Annotated in this window: 16 protein-coding genes and 1 riboswitch; of the genes, 11 read left to right on the forward strand and 5 right to left on the reverse strand. The window is 47.5% G+C overall.

Features of this window, described 5'->3' with window-relative positions:
* Positions 1–49: 49 nt before the first annotated feature.
* Positions 50–2,362 (forward strand): RNA polymerase recycling motor HelD, encoded by a 2,313-nt coding sequence (gene helD, locus AB1K91_RS12340; protein ID WP_413090136.1) that lies wholly within the window; start codon positions 50–52, stop codon positions 2,360–2,362.
* A 33-nt stretch (positions 2,363–2,395) separates the two neighbouring features.
* Here the strand turns inward: helD and AB1K91_RS12345 are convergent, their stop codons facing one another.
* Together AB1K91_RS12345 and AB1K91_RS12350 are read right to left on the reverse strand one after the other, a co-directional pair.
* Positions 2,396–3,829 (reverse strand): anion permease, encoded by a 1,434-nt coding sequence (locus tag AB1K91_RS12345; protein ID WP_413090137.1) that lies wholly within the window; start codon positions 3,827–3,829, stop codon positions 2,396–2,398.
* A gap of 304 nt (positions 3,830–4,133) precedes the next feature.
* Positions 4,134–4,994 (reverse strand): NAD(P)-dependent oxidoreductase, encoded by an 861-nt coding sequence (locus tag AB1K91_RS12350; protein WP_413090138.1) that lies wholly within the window; start codon positions 4,992–4,994, stop codon positions 4,134–4,136.
* 103 nt (positions 4,995–5,097) lie between these two features.
* Between AB1K91_RS12350 and AB1K91_RS12355 the strand changes: the two genes are divergently transcribed.
* From AB1K91_RS12355 to AB1K91_RS12365, 3 genes are all read left to right on the forward strand, one after another.
* A complete protein-coding gene (locus AB1K91_RS12355; RefSeq protein ID WP_413090139.1) occupies positions 5,098–6,105 on the forward strand; it encodes an LLM class flavin-dependent oxidoreductase in 1,008 nt (335 codons plus the stop codon).
* A 48-nt stretch (positions 6,106–6,153) separates the two neighbouring features.
* Positions 6,154–6,265, forward strand: a riboswitch (SAM riboswitch).
* 103 nt (positions 6,266–6,368) lie between these two features.
* Positions 6,369–7,388, forward strand: coding sequence for an LLM class flavin-dependent oxidoreductase (locus AB1K91_RS12360; protein ID WP_413090140.1), 1,020 nt, complete (start codon positions 6,369–6,371; stop codon positions 7,386–7,388).
* Between the two features lie 72 nt (positions 7,389–7,460).
* Positions 7,461–8,051 carry an NUDIX hydrolase gene (locus tag AB1K91_RS12365; RefSeq protein ID WP_413090141.1) on the forward strand — a complete coding sequence of 197 codons (591 nt, stop codon included), beginning with the start codon at positions 7,461–7,463 and terminating at the stop codon, positions 8,049–8,051.
* Between the two features lie 37 nt (positions 8,052–8,088).
* On the opposite strand, the gene AB1K91_RS12370 is transcribed toward AB1K91_RS12365, so the two are convergent.
* Both AB1K91_RS12370 and AB1K91_RS12375 read right to left on the reverse strand, forming a co-directional pair.
* Complete coding sequence (locus tag AB1K91_RS12370; RefSeq protein ID WP_413090142.1) at positions 8,089–9,318, reverse strand: aminopeptidase; 1,230 nt, start codon at positions 9,316–9,318, stop codon at positions 8,089–8,091.
* A gap of 51 nt (positions 9,319–9,369) precedes the next feature.
* Positions 9,370–9,876 (reverse strand): hypothetical protein, encoded by a 507-nt coding sequence (locus AB1K91_RS12375; protein WP_413090143.1) that lies wholly within the window; start codon positions 9,874–9,876, stop codon positions 9,370–9,372.
* A gap of 108 nt (positions 9,877–9,984) precedes the next feature.
* Here AB1K91_RS12375 and AB1K91_RS12380 point away from each other — a divergent pair, with 108 nt between their 5' ends.
* Entirely contained in the window at positions 9,985–10,737 is a 753-nt protein-coding gene (locus AB1K91_RS12380; protein WP_413090144.1) for a 2OG-Fe dioxygenase family protein, read from the forward strand.
* 19 nt (positions 10,738–10,756) lie between these two features.
* Positions 10,757–11,266, forward strand: coding sequence for a GNAT family N-acetyltransferase (locus tag AB1K91_RS12385; RefSeq protein WP_413090145.1), 510 nt, complete (start codon positions 10,757–10,759; stop codon positions 11,264–11,266).
* Positions 11,267–11,272: 6 nt separating this feature from the next.
* Here AB1K91_RS12385 and AB1K91_RS12390 read toward each other — a convergent pair whose 3' ends face one another.
* Positions 11,273–11,821, reverse strand: a complete 549-nt coding sequence (locus AB1K91_RS12390) for a histidine phosphatase family protein (RefSeq protein WP_413090146.1) — start codon at positions 11,819–11,821, stop codon at positions 11,273–11,275.
* A 118-nt stretch (positions 11,822–11,939) separates the two neighbouring features.
* Between AB1K91_RS12390 and AB1K91_RS12395 the strand changes: the two genes are divergently transcribed.
* The 5 genes from AB1K91_RS12395 (at position 11,940) to AB1K91_RS12415 (ending at position 21,514) form a co-directional block, all read left to right on the forward strand.
* Entirely contained in the window at positions 11,940–12,905 is a 966-nt protein-coding gene (locus AB1K91_RS12395) for a ring-cleaving dioxygenase (protein ID WP_413090229.1), read from the forward strand.
* Between the two features lie 189 nt (positions 12,906–13,094).
* A complete protein-coding gene (gene ade / locus AB1K91_RS12400) occupies positions 13,095–14,888 on the forward strand; it encodes an adenine deaminase (protein ID WP_413090147.1) in 1,794 nt (597 codons plus the stop codon).
* Positions 14,889–15,028: 140 nt separating this feature from the next.
* The gene (locus tag AB1K91_RS12405) at positions 15,029–16,354 is read left to right on the forward strand and encodes a Na+/H+ antiporter family protein (protein WP_413090148.1); all 1,326 of its coding nucleotides are present in this window, start codon (positions 15,029–15,031) and stop codon (positions 16,352–16,354) included.
* 62 nt (positions 16,355–16,416) lie between these two features.
* Positions 16,417–17,817, forward strand: a complete 1,401-nt coding sequence (locus AB1K91_RS12410; RefSeq protein WP_413090149.1) for an amidase — start codon at positions 16,417–16,419, stop codon at positions 17,815–17,817.
* A 175-nt stretch (positions 17,818–17,992) separates the two neighbouring features.
* Positions 17,993–21,514, forward strand: coding sequence for a 5'-nucleotidase C-terminal domain-containing protein (locus AB1K91_RS12415; protein ID WP_413090150.1), 3,522 nt, complete (start codon positions 17,993–17,995; stop codon positions 21,512–21,514).
* Positions 21,515–21,528: the final 14 nt, after the last annotated feature.

Genomic DNA, 21,528 nt, shown 5'->3' on the forward strand with positions numbered 1-21,528 from the left:
TTATACATCAATTATATATAAATGTCAAATGTTTTGGAGGGACGCCGGTATGGCAGAAGATGAAAAGGATTTGAAGGATGAGCAAGCCCGTGTAGCCCGGGTCCAGGAAACGATCGAAAAGAAACGGGAAAAAACCGCAGGAATGATCCAAGGACTCCGGGAAAAAGTAATCGATTTGCGCAAGAATTTCTGGGAGGATGTAACTGTCAACCTGGATGAGCCGGATGATGTGAACGAAACGCAGGCCAGCTTGAAACAGCAAGCGGAACTTTTAGGTGAACGGGAGCGGACACATCAGCAAATCAATAATGAAGTGAAAACGCTGGACAGGCTGCAGCGCAACCCTTATTTCGGGCGTATCGATTTCCGGGAAGAGGGTGCTGATCATGACGAAGAGATCTATGTCGGCCTTGCGAGTCTGATGGATGAAAAAGAAGAGGATTTCTTGATCTATGACTGGCGAGCGCCAATCTCCAGCATGTATTATGATTTTTCGCCTGGAGATGCTTTTTATGAAACGATCGAAGGCAAGATACAAGGGGAAATGACGCTGAAACGTCAGTTCATCATTCGTAATGGGAAGCTGGTGGCTTTGTTTGATACTGGTGTGACAATCGGGGACAGCCTCCTGCAGTACGTGCTCGGCGGTAATGCCAGTACAGAGATGAAAAGCATCGTTGCGACGATCCAAAAGGAACAGAATCAAATCATCCGGAATGAATCTGCTGCCAATTTGATCGTACAAGGTGCAGCGGGCAGCGGGAAAACATCGGCTGCGCTGCAGCGAGTAGCTTACTTGCTATATCATTATCGTGATCGCATCTCGGCTGAGAATATCGTACTGCTGTCACCGAACCCGCTGTTTAATAGCTATGTATCCAATGTTCTGCCAGAGCTTGGCGAAGATAATATGAAGCAAGCCACTTTCTATGCTCATATGGATGCTCAGCTGGAAGGCAGGGAGACGATCGAGACGCCATTTGAACAGATGGAGTATATGCTGCTTGCTTCCGGAGAGGAAAAAGAGCAGCGGCTGGCTGGTATTCAATATAAGGCAAGTTTGGATTTCAAGCGTTACATCGATGACAAGCTGGACGAATTCAAGCGCGCGGGCCTCATTTTTAAAGATGTCAGTTTTCGTAAGCAGCGGATCGTGAGCAAGCAGGAGATACAATCCTATTTCTACAGCCTATCCAATACATTGCCGATTTCCAATCGCGCAGAGCTGACGGCAGCGTGGATCGTCGAAAAGCTGCAGCTTTGGGGGGAATGGGAAACAAGGAAGGATTGGGTACGGGAAGAAGTCGAGCTGATGGAAAAAGAGGACTATGTCCAAGCCTTTTCCGAGCTGCAAAAGAAAGAACGCTCTGAAACGGATGACTTTGAAGAAAACAAACAGGAAGAAGAGATACTTCGGAAATGGGTAGTCGAACGAAAACTGCGGCCATTGATCAAAAAAGTTCGTAAACATGCATTTATCAATGTAAAGAAATCTTATCTGCGCATGCTGAAGGCAGAAAGACGACCGGAAATGCCAGCTTCATGGCCGGAACTATATGAAACCACAAAGCAAAACCTCATACGGAAATATATGAGCTGGGAAGATGTGACGCCATTTGTATATTTCCGGGATAAGGTGCTTGGAGATCGTTCGGACAAATCCATTCGTTATGTGCTCATCGATGAAGCGCAGGACTATTCGGCATTCCAGTTCGCTTATTTGCAGCAGGCTTTCCCGAATGCAAGGATGACATTGCTCGGTGATATCAACCAGGCGATCCAAGCCCATGCTTTGACAGGGGAGAATGTGCTTTCTGGCAATACAGCCGACAGTCACCGAATCGAGCTGTGGCGCAGTTATCGTTCGACACGGCAAATAGTCGACTTCACAAAGGAGCTCTTGGATCATGCCAAGAATATACAACCGTTCAACCGTGATGGTGATTTGCCGACAGTGACAAAAGCTGCTGACGATAAGGAAAGACGTCAGCTGATTTTGGAGAAGATCCATTCCTTGCAAGAAGCTGGTTATGAAACGATTGCAGTCATAGGGAAAACAAGCAAAGAAAGCAGCGTCGCGCATGACTGGATCAAGGAAGAGATGGATGCGGATCTGATTACAGAAACAACTTCCCAATATAAAAAAGGGTTATCAGTAATACCGGCTTACCTGGCTAAAGGCATCGAATTTGATGCTGTCATCCTGTATGATGTTTCAGATGGATCATATGGGCATGAATCGGAACGTACCTTACTTTACACAGCATGTACAAGAGCGATGCATGAGTTGCATATGTACACGGTCGGGAACGTAAGTCCATTTATCAAAACAGCAGCTGCTGAAACTTATTCAATCAAATAAAAACAGGAATCCGCGAAGGATTCCTGTTTTTATTTACCATAGACCGATCAGTTTCCACCACAGTCCGCCAATTCCGATCCAGACGATCAAGTGTATGATGGAGATGAGGAAACCTAGCCCCCACCATTTTTGCTGGGAAACGAAGCCTGCGCCGAAGAATACAGGGGCAGGTCCGCTGCCGTAGTGTGTCAGACAGCCGAACAAGTTGCTGAAGAATGCTAGCAATAACGCTGACAATAATGGCGGCGCGCCAGCTGCCACAACAACGGAAAGGAAGGCAGCATACATCGCGCTGACATGGGCTGTGTTACTTGCAAAGAAGTAATGGGAGTAGAAATACACAACAGCCAAAATCAGCAAAGCAACCGGCCAGGATAGTGTGCTGACGACATCACTCATGATGTCGCTGAACCAAGGCACAAGACCAAGTTCATTCAAGTAATTCGCCATCATGACAAGCACAGCGAACCATACGAGTGTATCCCATGCCCCTTGTTCCTGTTTGATATCTGACCAAGTCAATACTTCCGTAAGCAATAGAACAACAAGTCCGATGAAAGCAGCAGTCGTAGAACCGATACCGAAGCTCTCACCGAAAATCCACAATACGAGCAGCAATAGGAATACAGCAATCATATACCATTCCGAGCGCTTCAGCTTGCCCATGCTTTGCAGTTTCTCGGTTGCCATTTCAGTCGCCTTCGGTGTCTCCTTGATTTCAGGAGGATATAGTTTGAAGATGACGAATGGGATAACGATCAAACTGATGATTCCAGGTACGATGGAAGCAAGGATCCAGCTTCCCCAAGAAATCGATTGTCCAGTGACACTTTCAGCGGCACTTGCTGCCAGCGGGTTTGCTGCCATTGCTGTCAGGAACATTGCCGAAGTGATGCCGTTCCCTTGATAAGATGTAAAGGTCAAGAAGGAACCGATTTTCCGCTCCGTACCGTCACCGCTTCTGGATCCATAAGAATTGGACAGCGATTGGATGATCGGGAAGATGATACCGCCGGCACGTGCTGTGTTGGACGGCATAGCAGGTGACAGGATCAAGTCACTTCCGATCAAGGAATAAGACAAACCTAATGTCTTCTTACCGAAAAGACGGACGAATAAATAAGCAATCCTTGAGCCGAGGCCTGTTTTGATAAAACCTCTGGATATGAAGAAGGCAATGACGATAAGCCAGATTGTACTGTTCTGGAATCCGCTCAGTGCTTCCTCTAAACCAAGTGTCTTCGTCAACACGATTGCTGTTAAAGAAAGGATCGCGACACTGCCCATCGGCATCGGTTTAATGATCAATCCGATGATCGTCGCGACAAAGATGGCAAACAGATGCCATGCTTCTGCTTTTACACCATCAGGTGAAGGGATGAACCATAGGATTACGCCGATCAATACCGTGATGAGGAGCGGAACCCATTTGACTTCCCGTTTTGATTTACTCGATGAATCAGCCATGATGAAGACTCCTTTAGAAAGTTATTAAATTAAGAAAACCATAACTATATTAGCATAAAAATATTGTTATAAAAGTATTCGAAGTTTAATAAGTGTTATATGCATTGATTTAAAAAATTTAATAAATCAGGAAGATTAAAGTGATTATAATGTAAAGAAAATAAGCAAAAAATAGTTCATACAGATTAAGTAACTCCCTGCTCCATACCCTGTATATATTGTTAGTATGTCAATGTTAATTAATAAAATTAAATGAGAATAAAAAAAGAATCCGAAAAAAATCGGATTCTTTGTCTTTATTGTGTCAATCTCTTGCCAAAAGTGCATAAACGGCGGCGACATCTTGCTTGCCATAGCCGTTCTTTTTTGCCAATGCATATAGCTCCTTGACACTATTCGTCATCGGGAGGGGAGCACCAGCTTCATAGGCTGTTTCGGAAATCTGCTGCAAGTCCTTGTATGCATGCTCTAAAGGGAATTGCGGATCAAAGTTCTGCTGGAGTATCGTATCTCGTTTACCTGCTTGGATGTCACTCGTCACTGGAAGGGCGAGCAGGACATCCATCAGATGCTCCCGGTCAAGCCCCACTGCTTCCCCGAAGCTTATGGCTTCGGATAGTCCAGTCAGAGACTGGACGAGCAGCATATTCACCGCCAGCTTAGTAGCTGAGCCGTTACCGTTGGCGCCCATATGCTGGATGCTTTGTCCCATTTTCTCAAGCAGTGGGGTGATCTCTTTGACATCTTGTGCATCACCGCCGACAAGGAAATGCAGCTTGCCCTGCTGAGCAGGTGCCTTGGAACCCGAAACGGGTGCATCGACAAAGCGGATTTGGTGTGCGCGGGCAGCTTCAGCCATTTCTTTGGTGAATGCTGGCTTGACAGTGCTGACATCCACCCAGAGGCTACTTTCCTTCATGCCGCTGAAAAGCCCATCTTCGCCATAAGCAACTGCTTGAACAGCTTGTGGGTCTGTCAGCATCGTAAATACGATATCAGCTTGTTCTCCGACTTTCCGAGGTGATTCTGCCCAGATGGCACCTTTGTCCAATAATGCCTGTGCTTTTTCTTTTGTACGATTATATACAACTAATTGTTCGCCCTTTTCGAGCAGATTTGCAGCCATGTTTTGTCCCATGATTCCTAATCCGATAAACCCGATCATATGAGCACCATCCTTTTTATTCAGTCATTTCTAGCATACAGAAAAACGGATTGTTTTTAAAAGTCTTTCGCACAGGATATGATAAAAAGAAGGAGTGAAGAGAATGAAGCTTAGTATATTGGATCAATCCCGTATGAAAGAAGATGGCAGTGCGATAAAAGCTTTGGAAGAAACGGTACGGCTGGCCGAACTCGCCGATCAGCTTGGCTATACGCGTTTCTGGGTGTCCGAGCATCACGCTGGCAGCCTGGCCCATAGCAGTCCCGAGCTTCTGATGGGGCATCTTGCTGCTAAAACATCACGCATCCGTATCGGCTCAGGCGGCGTCATGCTGCCTCATTATAGTGCGTATAAAGTAGCTGAGAATGCAAGATTGCTTGAAGCGCTTCATCCTGGAAGGATCGATCTGGGTATCGGAAGAGCGCCTGGCGGGATGCCGGCAGCGAAAAGAGCACTGCAAGAGCATAAGGTGATGCCTGAGGATTGGTATGATCGGCAAATACGTGACTTGCTTCATTATTTGAATATAAGAATAGAAGAAAAACATCGCTTCGGCGACTTGATCGCGATGCCAGATATCAACACGGCTCCGTCAGTCTGGCTGCTGGGCGGCAGCGCGGGCAGTGCAGGTCTAGCAGCATATCATGGAATCGGGTTCGCTTATGCCCAATTCATACGTGGAGAAAAAGATGCAGCGGTGCTGGATATGTATCGGAAATCCTTCCGGAATAATGGACAGAACCCGCAAATGATGGTCAGTTTGTTTCTGTTTTGTGCAGAAACGACGGAGGCTGCAGAAGCACTGGCAAAAAGCCATGAAGTTGCATCACTGCTGCAGGAGCAGGGAAGACCTGTCAAAGGAATGCTGCGGCCGGAAACAGCAGCCGATTATAAGCTGTCTCCTTATGAAAAGGAGCGTCTGGAAGATAACCGTGCGACCATGGTAATCGGAACAGCTGCTGAAGTGCTTCAGCAACTGGAAGGGTTGGAAGATTATTATGGCGCGGAGGTTGAATTCATGCTGACAAGCCCTGTCTATGAAGAGAAAGCAAGACAAGATGGATTCCGTCTGTTGATGGAGGCATATCAGCGCCGCAGTTATTCTGTTTGAATCGGACACTGCTATTCTGGTATAGTGAAAGGTGACAATTCATAAGAAATCTTATAACGAGTGGCGGAGGGAAAGGCCCGATGAAGCCCGGCAACCCACTGCGGGAGGGCAGTCCTGCAGGAAGGTGCTACGACCTGCAGCAAAAGCTGCGTGATAAGATGACGACGGCTGCAAGTAAGAGCTTCTTCTCATCGAAGAAGCTTTTTTGGTAGATTTAATGTGTCGTTCGGTAGGATTTCCTATGTGTAAAAGGAGTAATAACAATGAAATATGCATACTGGCAGCCAGTTTCAAACAGCTGGCTGCGCCATGTGGAGGATGGGGGGGCTTTGAGCCTTATATGCGTTCAGGAAACAGCACATATGGCTGAAAACTTGGGTTTTGATGCCGTATTCCTCCCAGATACCTACTTATACCAAGGAAAAAATGTCGATCAGAAGCTGGACTTTTGGAAAACGGCTGGAGCTATTGCCGAAGCAACAAATAAATTGCATATCATGGCAGCTGTCCGGCCAAGCATCGATCAGCCTGCAGAAGCCGCCAGGCAGGCGGTGAAGATAGATGAAATCAGTAATAGCCGGTTTTCCCTGGCAGTCGTTTCTTTCCTGCGTGAGGAGGAAAGAAAGCGGCAAGCAGGCGATATTGAGGGAACGGAGGAGTTCTATCTTCAAACAGAAGAATTCTTCGAGGTGCTGCGGGGAGTTTGGACTGCTGGCAGTTATACTTATGATGGACTGTATTATCAAGTAGAACATGTCGATTATTCGTCGGCGGGGAGTAAAAAGGGGATTTCGCCGTTATATGCAGGCGGAGAAAGCGACTACCTGCGCCAGACGATTGCCGAGACGTGTGATGCGTATGTCATGAAGGGCGGCACCGTGCAGGAAGTGGCCAGCATGATTGCCGATATGCAGATCCGCCGCGAAGCAGCTGGCAAGTCCGCGTTTACGGAGTTCGGTATGACAGCTTACGTCATATGCCGGGAAACAGAGGAAGAAGCTATCCAAGAATGGGAGCGTATCACCAGTGCGGACTATGAAGCCTATGTAACGGAAGAGGAGCTTGCACAAAAAAGCCAAATAAGTGATGATGCTGTTGCCGCTAGGGGGCTGCGACCGAACTTGGTCGGTACACCGGTTCAGATTGCACAGCGTATATTAGCTTATGAGCATGCTGGTGTCAGTCTCCTGCTGCTTCAGTTTTCGCCGCATAAGCAAGAGATGGAACGTTTCGCGAAAGAAATCATGCCATTGGTGGAAGAAATGCGCGAAAATTCCATTTGATTGGAAGTATGCGGTAGACAATCCATATGTTATCGCGTACATTAGAAAAAAAGAGTAAGTATGGGGGAAACTATGGAGCTATTGACGATTTTCGATGAGCGGCATCGGGAAATTGGCGTAAAAGAAAGACAGGCAGTCCATCGTGATGGTGACTGGCATGAGACTTTCCACTGCTGGTTCGTGGAACACGATGGTACAGAACTATACATTTATCTACAGCAGCGATCTTTCAATAAAAGTGAATTTCCCGGGAAATACGACATTACCGCAGCTGGTCATCTGGAAAGCGGCGAAACGCCCGTGGTAGGTGGCTTACGTGAGGTGCAAGAAGAATTGGGTGTCACACTTGAGGAAAGCGACTTATTCTATAAAGGTATCATCCAAGAAGAACTATTCGCCAAGGATTTAGTCGATCGGGAGTTCTGCCATCAGTTCTTTTATTATTTAGAGGAATTGCCGGATATTTTGCTGAATGAAGAAGTGGTTCAGATTGTCCGGATGCGGGTGAATGATCTGGAGAAACTAGTCGAGGGAAAAGCAGGGACAGCGGAAGCGGAAATTGTCGCTGGAGCTCCCCATCAGCGAATCGAGGTTACCCGCGAAGCGCTTTGTCCTCATCAGCTCGATTATTATCGGGAAGTCATCATGATCTGCCGTACATAGAAAAGGAGCAGCTATTGCTGCTCCTTTTCTTCTATCATCAGAAAGCCCAATTTCCTTTTTCGAAAATCTGTTCGACTTTGCCATCCGCTGTTTCGCCTGTAATGGATAGTTCTCCAGAACCAACCATGAAGTCAACATGTGCCAGACTGTAGTTGAAACCAATTGTTTTTAACTCTTCTTTCGATTTGCTGCGGGCATTTTTCACGCACATGCCGATTGCTTGTCCAAGTGCCAAATGACAGGATGCATTTTCATCGAATAATGTATTATTGAATACGATTCCGGATTGGGAAATCGGTGATTGATGGGGCACAAGCGCAACCTCGCCCAGGAAGCGGGCGCCTTCGTCGGTTTCCAGCAGGTTTTTCAACGTGTCGTAGCCTTTTTCCGCTGTGAAATCAACAACTTTCCCTTGCTCAAAAGTGAGGGAAAAGTTCTCAAGCAAAGTGCCTGCATAATTCAGTGGCTTTGTGCTGCTAACCGTTCCGTTCACCCCATTTTTCACTGGAATAGTAAATACTTCTTCTGTAGGGAGATTCGGTATATAGGTAGAGCCATCTTCTTTCATGAATTCTGCACAAGTCCAGAAGGATTCCGGATGCAGCTCAATCGTCAAATCGGTTCCAGGACCCGTATAATGCAGCTTGCGATAGTCACGTGCATTCAAATGGTCGGCGTTTTTCTTCATTGCTTCGACATGCTGTTCCCATAGCCCCACCGTATTTTCCTGATCGGAACGGGTAGTGAAGAAGATTGCATCCCATAGTTTATCGACTGCTGCTTGTCCCTTCGAATCAGGAAAAACAGATTCCGCCCATTCAACGGTCGGAACGGACGCAATGAGCCAGTTTATCCGGCCATTCGTTTTGTGGGCTTGATAACCTTGTCTAGCTGCGCCCATTGCTTTCGTATAACGGGCAACCCTTGCCGGATCGATTCCATCAAACAGGGATGGATTCGGTGTTTTGAGCTCCAGGAAAGCTGTATCAGCAGCTGCCAATTCTTCGTAAACACGTCCGCGGAATGGTGTGAAGTAATCCAAATCTTCTATTTTTGCATGCTTTATTTTTGCTTTCGTGATGTTATCATCCTGATAATCGACAATGACATCCCGCATTCCAGCTTCGTATGCTTTCTCGGCAACAATCTTTGTAAATGGTGCAGCTGCCAAATCTGCCACAATCACCAAATCCTGACCTTGCTTCACATTCAAGCCGATATGCAGTAAAAGCTCGGCGTATTTTGCTAACTTTTGTTCGAATTGCATGAGAATCCCCCTTTTACATTCTATCTTCATCATTTTACCAGAAAATTATGACTAGAGCCGATACTCCAAGGAGAATTTTGCGATCGGATCAAAATGGGAGGAGTGCTTGATATGACGCGGGAAGATCCAGCGTCGGGAAATCTGTTTCACTGCACTGGTCAAATCAGTGCCAGCACCGCTCCAAAAGGCCTGCCAGACGAACTTCGTGCAATAATTCCAATCGGTATCCGCCAAGGTGCGGTTGAATCGGTATCCTTTCATTGAATTAATCGACTGCTCCGCCCATGCTGCCGCTCCTGCCGGATCCATTTTTGGTCGAAGCAAGGTGATCGTTCCGCCATAACGGTGCCGGGATAGATAAGCAGGCAGTGATTCGGTGATCCCGCCAGATGGATGTGCATGAAAAATACGATCATCATCCCCGACAATGCCGGCATGGCTGAAGAAAAAGGTGGAGGGACCAATCGAGCTGTATAATACATCACCCGTCTGAAGCAACGCTTGTATGTCGGCAGCGGTTTGATAGAGCTTTTCAATTTCTGCTTTGGACTTCCTCATCGGGGTCACTCCTTGCTTAAATGTCATAAAATCGCAATTGAAAGCATGTTCCTTTAACGCTTCATGTATTATGATAGAGAAAGATTCTAGATTTGTGGAGGTTTAAGCATGCACGCATTAAAGAAACAAGGATACAGCATATATGATTTACAAAAGGATCTCGCATATGACGGGATGGAGAAGGATTTAGCTGAGTTACAGGCTGTTTTTGATACATTGCCTGCTGATAGTTATGCACCGGAACTGAACCGTTACCGCCGTTATTCCCGGGCAATCATCTTCGATAAGGACAATCGCCTGGAATGGTTGCCGGGAATCGAGCGAGAGAGTGGAAGCATGGCGCAATATTTCCAAGGCCGCTTCAACCCGGAGTACGTCGATTCCTATCGGGAATTCCCATCACTACCGGATCATATCCTGGAAAATAAACTATTGCAGAAAATCATCATGCATGATTACCATGAAACGTTCTGGCGGAAAGAGGACTTGATCCTCCCGGTTCATGCGGGCATACATTTCGTTAAACTTGAGGTGACAGAAGATGGACAAGAGGGTGTATCTTCTCCGAACTTGATTCATCAGGACGGTGAACCGTTCACTTTTGCACATCTTATCAAGCGTGACAATGTTGTCGGCGGACTGAATATCATCGCGACTCCTGCCTGTGCAGGTAAATTGCCGGAGGATGCAGACTCCAGTCAATTCCACGAAAGTTTCGAAATTCATCAGCCGCTTGAATCCTACGGGGTTCATGATGAGGCTGTCAGTCACTATGTGAGCCCAATCAGAAAAGGGGAGGCAGACCGACCTGGTGTACGTGCAGTCCTCTTGATCGATTTCCAGCCAACTGTACTAGCTTAAGTCCAGAAAGGGGATAGGGATGGCAGTTACCATACGCGAGGCAAAGAGAGCTGACTGTGGAAGAATCGGTGAAATCAGTACAAAAAGCTGGCAATTCGCTTATCAAAACATATTGCCGCCTGATTATTTGGCTGCCATTCGTCAGGAAGAGAGGACGGCACGTTTCGAAAAAGTACTCGAATCCGGTTCCCTTATGTTTGTTGCGGAAGTGGATGGAATGCTTGTCGGGTTCATCAGCGGGGGAAGATCCAGGGGAGGTGTGCATCCAGATCATGACGGTGAAGTATATGCCATTTATATAGATCCCGATTACACGAATCGGGGAATCGGTAAATTACTTTTGCAGTCACTGGAGAACAGGCTTGCTGCCGAAGGAATTCAAGGAGTGTTCGCCTGGATGCTTGTTGGGAATGAGGCCAGACACTTCTATGAAGGTCTCGGCGGAAAGAAGATTGCTGAGGATCAGCTTGAGATAGATGGTGTCTCTTATCCTGAAATTGCATATGGATGGAAGATAGCGGACAGATGATGTCCGCTATTTTTTTATGCGCAGGAACTCTGCCTGTATGTAGTGTGAACCATCAAAAGTGAGTTTCCAGATAGCTGGCATCGGCAGCTGCTTCCAGAAAGCATAATCAAATCTTTTATCGTAATGACCCATAGTCAGCGCCATCAGATTCCCATGCGTCCCGATAGCGACCCTTTTACCAGCATAAGCAGCGAGTATATCTTGACAAGCATCAACACCCCTTTTCCTGGCCGTCATATTCGATTCACCGCCAGGAAATTGGTATGTTTCCTCTGACCATAAACGGTCCATCGCTCCCTGGAAGTCTTCGACTGGATAGGACGCAATTTGTCTTTCGCGGAGTCTTTCATCAAAAACAGCAGCGGATGGATCAGCTACGATCGTTTCCCAAGCGCGCCGATATGGGCTGGAAATATACGCATCTAACTGTTCGGCTGCTAGTTGCCTCTGAACGATTTTGGCATCTGTGTAACCTTGCTCGGATAACGTCCGATTCCGTTCATCCGGCGTATAAATAGTATGTGCGTGGCGAACAAAATAAAGTGTTGTGTGCATAGCAATCCCCCTCAGGTTTATTCTATCAGAATGAAGGTGGGCGTTTGCAATTTCATTCGATTTAAGTTACATTTTGTAAGTAACTAATAAATTGTACGTTAAGGGGGCGAAGCAGATGATGGAGCTTCACGGTATTCACCATGTTTCAGCCATAACAGCAAATGCGGCAAATAACTATGATTTTTATACAAAAGTAATGGGAATGCGGCTTGTCAAAAAGACTGTCAATCAGGATGATACATCCATGTACCACCTATTTTATGCTGACAAGCTCGGCAGTCCAGGAACGGATTTGACTTTTTTCGAAATCCACCGGGCCGGCAGGACGTACGCAGGCAACAATAGTATCTCCCTGACTTCCCTGCGTGTGGCATCAGATGATGCCATCCAATATTGGGCCGGCAGATTGCAGGAATATGATATTCAAACCGAACAGGTGGAGATGCAGGGGCGCAAAGTCCTCTTTTTCGAAGATCCGGAAAAGCAAAGGCTTATGCTTGTGTCCGATGAACAGAACGAAGGCGTGGCAGGAGGAGTTCCGTGGGAAGGGGCGGACGTACCCGCAGAGTTTGCCATTATTGGTCTTGGCCCGGTGAAACTGACTGTTCCTGAGCTTGAGCCGACAGAGCGCGTCCTACTGGATTTGATGGGTTTCCGCAAAAAAGCAGAAGAGCAGCTTGCAGATGGGACCCATTTGCATATTTACGAAGTGAGTGAAGGCGGCACTGGAGCCGAGGTAATGGTGGAAGTGGTCCCTGGCCTGCAGAGGGAACGTCCTGGCCGCGGCAGTGTGCACCATGTAGCATTCCGTGTGAAAGATAGGGAAGAATTGGTGCGGGCAAAGAAAATCCTTTATGCTGCACATTTGCCGAATTCGGGACTAGTGGATCGATATTATTTCCAATCGCTCTACTTCCGAGAACCAAATGGTATTTTATTCGAGCTGGCTACTGACGGACCAGGGTTTGCGACAGATGAAGATCCTGCTGCATTAGGCGAGACATTGGCACTGCCGCCATTTCTCGAACAAGAACGGGTAAATATTGAAGCTGGATTGACACCGCTTGATACAAAAAGGAAATGACACCAATGAAACCGCCTCTTGAAGGCGGTTTTTTTTGGGGGACGGGGTTGACGCATAAAGCGGATATATGATTCTATAGATAGAAATATATACATAATGTTAAAGGCACTCCCGGGCGAGCGTACAAGGCGCGGGAATTTTTTGCACGATTTTGGGCATAACGTATAAGGATAATAGGAGTTGAAGACAGTGGGAAAAAGAACGAAATTATATGAAACAGCAAAGCGTTTGGGTGAGGTTGCATTAGGCAAGGGTCCCGCTGATTTAATTATCCGAGATGGTGTACTAGTCAACGTATTTACAGGAGAATTATTGGAGCATACAGATGTCGTCATTTCAGGCGACCGGATAGCATTAGTCGGAAAAGCATTACCGGAACATGAAGGACCGGAAACCAAAGTCATACCCGCAAATGGGCGTTATCTTGTACCAGGTTTGATCGATGGTCATATGCATGTGGAGAGTACCATGCTTTCGGTGACGGAATTTTCGAAGGCTGCCCTTGCAAAAGGGACGACGACGGTATTTATGGACCCTCATGAGATTGCGAACGTATTCGGTATCGAAGGCGTCCGTTATATGCACGAGGAAGGGCAGCAACTGCCGTTGAAAGTGTATACGACCTTCCCTTCCTGCGTGCCGGCAACCGATGACTTGGAAGACGCCGGTGCCAGCCTGACTGTAGCGGATATACAGGAAGGGTTGAGCTGGGAAAATGTACAAGGGCTGGGCGAAGTGATGAACTTCCCAGGCGTCGTTCATGGCGATAGCAAGATGCTTGGTGAAATTGCTGAAACAATCAAAGCAGATAAGACCGTAACCGGTCATTTTCCTTCAGAGGATCCATACGCGCTTCAAGCATATATCGCAGCAGGTGTTACATCCGACCATGAAACGATTGCCAAGGAAGATGCATTGGCTAAACTGCGTGCCGGCCTGCATGTACAGATTCGCGAAGGTTCAGCATGGCGCGATGTGAAGGAAGTAATCAAAGTCATCACGGAGTATAAAGTGGATACACGCAATATCTCCTTAGTGACAGATGACGTTTATCCGGAAACATTGATTACGAAAGGACATATGAACCATGTTGTCCGTCGGGCAATCGAAGAAGGACTTGATCCGATAACGGCGATTCAGCTGGCCACGATCAATTCAGCCCGGTATTTCCATATGGAAAATGATATCGGCAGTATCAGTGCTGGTAAATTCGCGGACTTGCTTCTTATAGATGACCTGCAGCAGATGGAGGCATCCATTGTCATCGCGGATGGCTGTATACAGTTTGAAAATGGCGGGCTACAGCAAGTGTTCCCGACGTATACATATCCGGAAGCTGTACGCAGCTCTGTACATCTAGCTCGTGAAATGAAGGCAGATGATTTCCTTCACAGCACAGATCGTCCGGATGGTGAAGTCAAGGTGAATGTAGTAGGCGCAATCGAGGGAAGTGCACGGACAGAGAAGATGACCGCAACCCTGCAAGTCAAGGATGGAGCAGTCCGGATCGATAGGAACCAGGATATCATCCATTTGTCTTGCATCGAACGACACAAGGGAACCGGGCAGGTATCCAATGTGTTTGTCCATGGCTTTCAGTTCCAGCATGGAGCAGTTGCCTCGACTGTTGCGCATGACAGCCATAACCTGCTCGTGATGGGTGTCGATAGGGAGGATATGGCCATCGCTGCCAACAGACTGGCGGAAATCGGCGGTGGTCTTGTAGCTGTTCTGAACGGGGAGATCTTAGCAGAATTACCGATGCCGATTGCCGGGTTGATGTCTGATCAGCCTTTGGAGACAGTTGTCGCCCAAGTAGGGGAACTGGTCAAAGCATGGGAGAAGCTGGGATGCAGCATCACCGATCCGATCATGACGTTCTCATTGATTGCACTGCCTGTCATCCCGGAAATTCGTGTGACGAACCGCGGACTTGCCGATGTCACGACATTCAAGCTCATCGATGTGATCATATCTGAATAGAGAGAGGGGAACCAGCAGAAATGCTGGTTTTTCTTATGTATTGAATATTATGATTTCTTCAATTTTCATTGACAAAAAGTTGGATCATCTGTTATTGTTCTTTAATACTTTACCATAATAAAGTGATGGAGGAATTTGAAGTGAACGCAGTTGTTATAGCAGTTCTTGCAGTTTTGATTCTCAGCTTGCTGCGAATCAATGTCGTTTTTTCATTGATATTGGGCTCCCTCATCGGCGGTCTTGTCGGAGGGCTTGGAATAGATGGGACGCTCGGAGCATTCACTGATGGTGTAGGAGGAGGAGCGAATGTTGCGTTGAGCTACGCGATGCTCGGTGGATTCGCAGTTGCGATCGCCAGCACAGGTCTTCCGGAAGCGATGGTGAGAGGTATCATATCCATCAGCGGGAAAAAAGACACAGCGCAATCCAAAAAGCGTACACGTGCGCTTATTCTAATCATGATTTTGATCATGGCTTGTTTTTCTCAGAATGTCATCCCGGTGCATATCGCATTCATTCCTTTATTGATTCCACCATTGTTGACAATCATGAATGACTTGCAAATAGACCGTCGTTTGACGGCGAGTATCCTGACATTCGGTTTGGTCACACCGTATATGCTGCTGCCGGCTGGCTACGGTCAGATCTTCCATGAAGTCGTTGCGACGAATATGACAGCCAGCGGCCTGGAAGTGAATCCGGATCAACTTACTTCTGCGATGCTCATCCCATCCATTGGGATGATAGTCGGTCTGGTCATCGCACTGTTTTCTTATAGGAAACCAAGGCAGTACCAAAATATCGAGATGCCAGTTCCGGATGAAGTGAAAGAAGAGAACGTGAAACTCAAACGTTCAACATTGATATTTTCCATTTTATCAATTGTTGCAGCGTTAGCAGTTCAGATCTGGACAGACTCCATGGTATTCGGGGCATTAGCCGGTATCATCGTACTTTATTTAACAAGAACACTTAAATGGAAAGAAGCAGATACCATTCTTACCAATGGGATGCGTCTAATGGCTTTCATCGGGTTCGTCATGATTTCTGCTTCCGGTTTCTCCAGTGTCATTGGCGCTACTGGTGATGTGGAATCACTTGTGAAAGATGCAGCTGCCGCAATCCACGGCAGTCAAGCTTTGGGTGCACTGATGATGCTTATTGTCGGTTTACTCGTGACGATGGGTATTGGATCTTCATTTTCGACGGTACCAGTTATTGCGACGATTTTTGTTCCTTTAGCAATTGAACTAGGCTTCAGCCCGATGGCTATCATTGCACTCGTTGGTACAGCAGGTGCTCTTGGTGATGCAGGTTCACCCGCTTCCGACAGCACACTTGGACCAACGTCCGGCTTGAATGCGGACGGACAGCATGACCATATGTGGGATACAGTCGTTCCGACATTCCTCCATTACAATCTGCCTGTCATTGTCTTCGGCTGGATTGCTGCTATGATCCTCTGATGGTTGAACGACGGACATGCTAGCGTTATGATACGTGTAGAGGATAAAAAGGGGCGATGACAGTGGAAGGCAAAACCGTACGCGAATTAGTGACGGCTATCAAAAATAAGGAGATCTCACCTGTTGAGGTGGCTTCTTATTATCTGGAGCAAACGGAAAAATCCAATGGCGACATCAATGCATTCGTTACGATGAACGAGAACTTGATTGCAGACGCGAAAGAGGCAGAAGCAGCAGTCATGCGCGGTGACGAGACAGGATTGCTTCATGGTATACCGGTCGGCATCAAGGATTTGACGCCTGTTGAAGGGATGCGAACCACTTTCGGATCACCAGCTTTCAAGGACAATATTGCAGATCGAGATGCAACCATCGTCAAGCGGCTTCGCCAAGCGGGTGCTCTGATCATGGGTAAAACGAATACGCCTGAATTCGGTCATAAAGGTACTACCGACAATCTTGTTTTCGGGGCGACTGTGAATCCTTGGGATCATGCGAAGACCGCAGGCGGATCAAGCGGTGGTTCTGCTGCTGCAGTAGCAGCAGGAATGGTACCGCTGGCGGAAGGAAGCGACGGAGGAGGCTCCATCCGCATACCAGCAAGCCTTTGCGGGATATTCGGCTTCAAACCAACATACGGCCGGATTCCGATGGATAATAATCTGGGTAATGTTTTCGGTTCCAGCTCACCATTCGTCAACCATGGACCGCTTTCGAATAATCCCGATGATAGCGCGCTGTTCCTGGAAGCTGTGCAGGGTCCGTCCACAACGGATCCATTCAGCCTGCCGCTTTTGGACAGTCATATCGGTTCATCCTATTTGGAAGGGCAGTCGCAAGGTCTTCGTATCGCTTATACATCGGATTTCGGCATGTATGCTGTCGATCCGGAAGTACGGCAGGTTGTCGAAGCGACATTTGATAACTGGCGCGCACTCGGTATGTCTGTTGAGACAGTGGATCTTGATTTTGATATGGATCGTCGTCAATTCAATGGATTCTTTACAAGCATGTGGTATGCTTCATCGGCAGCTGGCAGTGCCAAGCTGCTTGAAAGCAATCCGGAATGGGTGTCTGACTCCTATCGTGAGATGATTGAAAAAGGCAAACCGCTGATGGCTTCCGATTATCGTGCGTACGAACGGAATCGCACGACAGTCTGGAACAGGCTGCAGACGGTGCTTCAGGATTATGATCTAGTCCTATCACCGACACTGGCTGTCCCTGCTTTTGACTATCACTTATTGGGGCCTTCTGTCATTGATGGACAGCAGGTGAAGGAAGACGCAGACTGGATGATGACGCACGCTTATAATGTGACTGGACTGCCAGCAGCTTCACTTCCAGCAGGACTTTCACAAGGAGGCTTGCCGATCGGCATGCAGCTTGCCGCCAATCGTTTCCAGGATGCCCGTGTCCTGCGTGCAGCCAAAGCCTATATGGATGCCTACCCGCTTCGTTAAAAGCAGCTTCGGCTGCTTTTTTCATTTGTCCCAAAAATCCTGATTTTTTACAGAAAATTAACCAGAATCAAGCCTATCCTCCTATATCGGGTTAGTTTGATACCAGCTAGTATGGTAGATGACGGAGTTCGCCGGTATTTGCCGAACTTACTATTATTCTGGGGGAATCATGTTAATGGGGAAAAGAGTAGTATCTATTTTTGCAATAGTCGCACTTATTTGTTCGGGAATTTTGCCGGGTTTCTCTTCTGGGGCACAGGCAGCGGAGCATATTGCGGCACCGATACTATCGGAGTACGTGGAAGGAAGCTCCTACAATAAAGCGATCGAGCTTTATAATCCGACCGATGAACCACTCGATCTCGGTCAATTCGAGCTGGCAGGATATTTCAATGGCAATACAAAAGCAACTGCTTCCCTTACCTTATCGGGTACATTGGAATCGGGTGATACATATGTCATTGTCAATCCGCGTGCGAGTGAAGCCCTGCTTGCAGCCGCAGATCAGACGAACGGGAGTGTCATCAATTTCAATGGGAATGATGCTATCGCTCTCCAGCAGGATGGAACCGTTCTTGATGTCATTGGTGAAATCGGGAATGATCAGGACTTAGCCAAGGATATCGGCCTCATCCGTTCCGCTGATGTGACCGGAGGCAGCACAGTCTTCGTTCCGGAGCAGTGGGAAGAGACACCAAAAGATAGTTTTGGAACGATTGGGTCCCATGGACAGGAACAGCCAGGGGAAGAACCTGAAGCCGGAACAGTCCAGCCGATTGCCGATGTAAAGGGTAAAACAGGTGAAACGGTGACTGTGGAAGGGATTGCTACCGCAGATAATGCAAGCATCGGTGGTGGGAAGCTATCTGCGTTCATCCAAGATGAAACGGCAGGACTGAATATCTATCACACGGATGTAGCAGCTTTTCCGGAGATAAAAGAAGGTGATCTTATCCGCGTGACAGGAGAGATTACCAGTTACCGAGGTTTGACAGAGATAGCACCCGCAGTGGACGGTGTGACTGTCATTGCCTCCGATAATGAGGTTCCCCTTCCTGAAGAAATGACAATCAGTCAGCTCCAGGCTGAAGAGACAGCTGAACCCGCAGAAGGGGAACTTGTCCAAGTGACAGGATACATCAAGAATATTCCGGAAAGCCCGGCTGGTGGTGGATACAATATTCAATTCATCAATGAAAACTATGAATCTATCACATTGCGCATCATGGAATCTGCCTTGGATATTTCAACTGTGGAAGAAGGCAGGTGGTATACCGTTACCGGTATCCTGAGCCAATACGACAGCTATCAAATCCTGCCCCGTAAACAAGAGGATGTGGAGGTGGCGGCTTTGCAGCCGGAACCTCCAAAGACAGAGGGAACGTATACAGCAGTGGTAGAATCAGTTACTGATGGAGATACGATTCGTCTTCAACAGCCAGTGTTGGGATCGGATCGCGTCCGCTTTGTGAACGCGGATACGCCGGAAACATTCCATGCAATCAAAAATGAACTGGACCAGAACCAGATGGACCACGGCCAGGCAGCCTCTGATTATCTAAAATCCAAGCTATCTGCAGGTGATGAGATTACACTTGAAGTGGGAGAAGAGCCGACAGATAATTATGGTCGCTTGCTGGCGCAGGTCATCACCGCCGATGGGGAGAATATGAACCTTGAATTGGTGAAAGAAGGTTTGGCAGTCACTTACTTTATCGCACCGATTGGTGGGGAGAGCGAATATGCAACCTATCAGCAAGCAGTAGCAGAAGCCAAGGTGCAGGAAAAAGGAATTTGGAATCCAGAATCTCCATTGGAGGAGCTGCCGTTTGAATTCCGTGCCCGTTATGATGGCAGCGGACTGGATAAATATGTTGGGAATTCGGATACAAAGCAATACGTCACTCCTTATCAGTGGGAGGCCATACCAGTTGATAAACGCATCTTCTTCTGGACAGAACAGGATGCGCTTGACGCAGGATATGAAGCAGCTGGTGATGCAGATCCTCCTGCAGAGGAAGATAACCTTGCCGTCCAGCTGCTTGGTATGAACGATCTGCACGGCAAGATCGATCAGCAGTATGAACTGGATACGGACGGAGATGGCACAATAGATGGCACTTTCGGACATATGGATTATACAGCAGCGGCAATCAAACAGCGGGAAGCAGAGAATCCGAATAGCCTGCTCGTCCATGCCGGGGATATGATCGGCGGCAGCTCTCCTGTATCGGCACTGCTGCAGGATGAGCCGACAATCGAGATCATGGAAGCGATGGGCTTCGATGTAGGTACGATCGGCAACCATGAACTGGATGAAGGTACAGAAGAGTTATTGCGTATCGTGAAAGGCGGTGAGCATCCGAACGGAACTCCTGGCTATGATGGAACGGACTTTCCGACACTTTGTGCCAACTGTGTCTACAAAGACAGTGGTGAAACGATTCTGCCTCCTTACAGCATCCAGGAAGTCGATGGAGAGAAAATCGGCTTCATCGGAGTAAATACAACTGCTTCACTTGGTATGGTCATGCCGGAAGGGATTCAGGATATTACCATCACCGATGAAGTAGAAGCAGTCAATCAGGCAACAGCCGAATTGAAAGAACAAGGCGTCAAAGCAATTGTCGTCCTGTCCCATATGCCAGCTGAGCAAAGCGGGGACGGTGCGATAGGCGATGCAGCTAATATGGCCAATGCGGTGGATGATGAAGTTGATATCATTTTCGCTGCGCATAACCATGCCGTCGTCAGTGCAACGGTTGATAATAAACTGATCGTTCAGGCGTCTGAATATGGAAAGGCTTTTTCAGATGTGGATGTGGAGATTGATCGCGAAACAGGCGATATTGTTTCCAAAGAAGCTGAAATCGTATGGGTAGATCAGGGAGCTTACACACCTGATCCGACAGTCGGAGCCATCCTGGCTAAATATGCCGAAGAAGTAGCGCCAATCATGGATGAAGTCGTCGGCGTTGCAGCTAATACGATGACTGGCGGTTATGCAGTAAAAGGTGAAGCAGGCGACAATGCGCTTGGTAATTTGATCGCCGATGGCATGAGAGAGGCAATGGATAGTGACTTTGCATTGATGAATGGCGGCGGGATCAGGGATGATTTGCTGGAAGGCGATATCACTTGGGGTGAGCTTTTCAACATTCAGCCATTCAATAATACGCTCATGACATTCGAGATTGACGGAGCGGATCTGGAGGAAATCTTGAATGCACAGATCACTTCATACGGTCCGGATTACAGCATAAGCGGCTTTACGTATACATGGAATGGAGAAACGAATCAGGTTGTGGATATCAAGCTTCCTGATGGTTCTACGATTGACGAAGATAAAGTGTATACGATTACTGTGAATAACTTCATGGGAACATCTCAAGGAGATAAATATCGTCCGATCAGCGAACTTGGCCGCAATCCTGTAATGGGACCGGAAGATCTGGAGGCAACTGTTGCATTTGTAAGGAGCTTCGGGATGGAGCCGATTGCTTATGAAGCAGAAGGTCGTATTTCGGAAGTAAGCGGGGATACACCGACTGAGCCTCCGGTAGATCCGGAAGAGCCACCGACAGAACCAGAGCAACCGGATGAGGGCGATAAGCCGCAACATCCGATTATAGATTTCGTAAAAGACGTTCTCGATACAGTGTGGGATTGGATGAAGAAACTGTTTTGGCGCTGGTAATGGAAAAGGCCTTC

The sequence above is a fragment of the Terribacillus jepli genome (assembly GCF_047228925.1).
GTDB lineage: Bacteria > Bacillota > Bacilli > Bacillales > Amphibacillaceae > Terribacillus.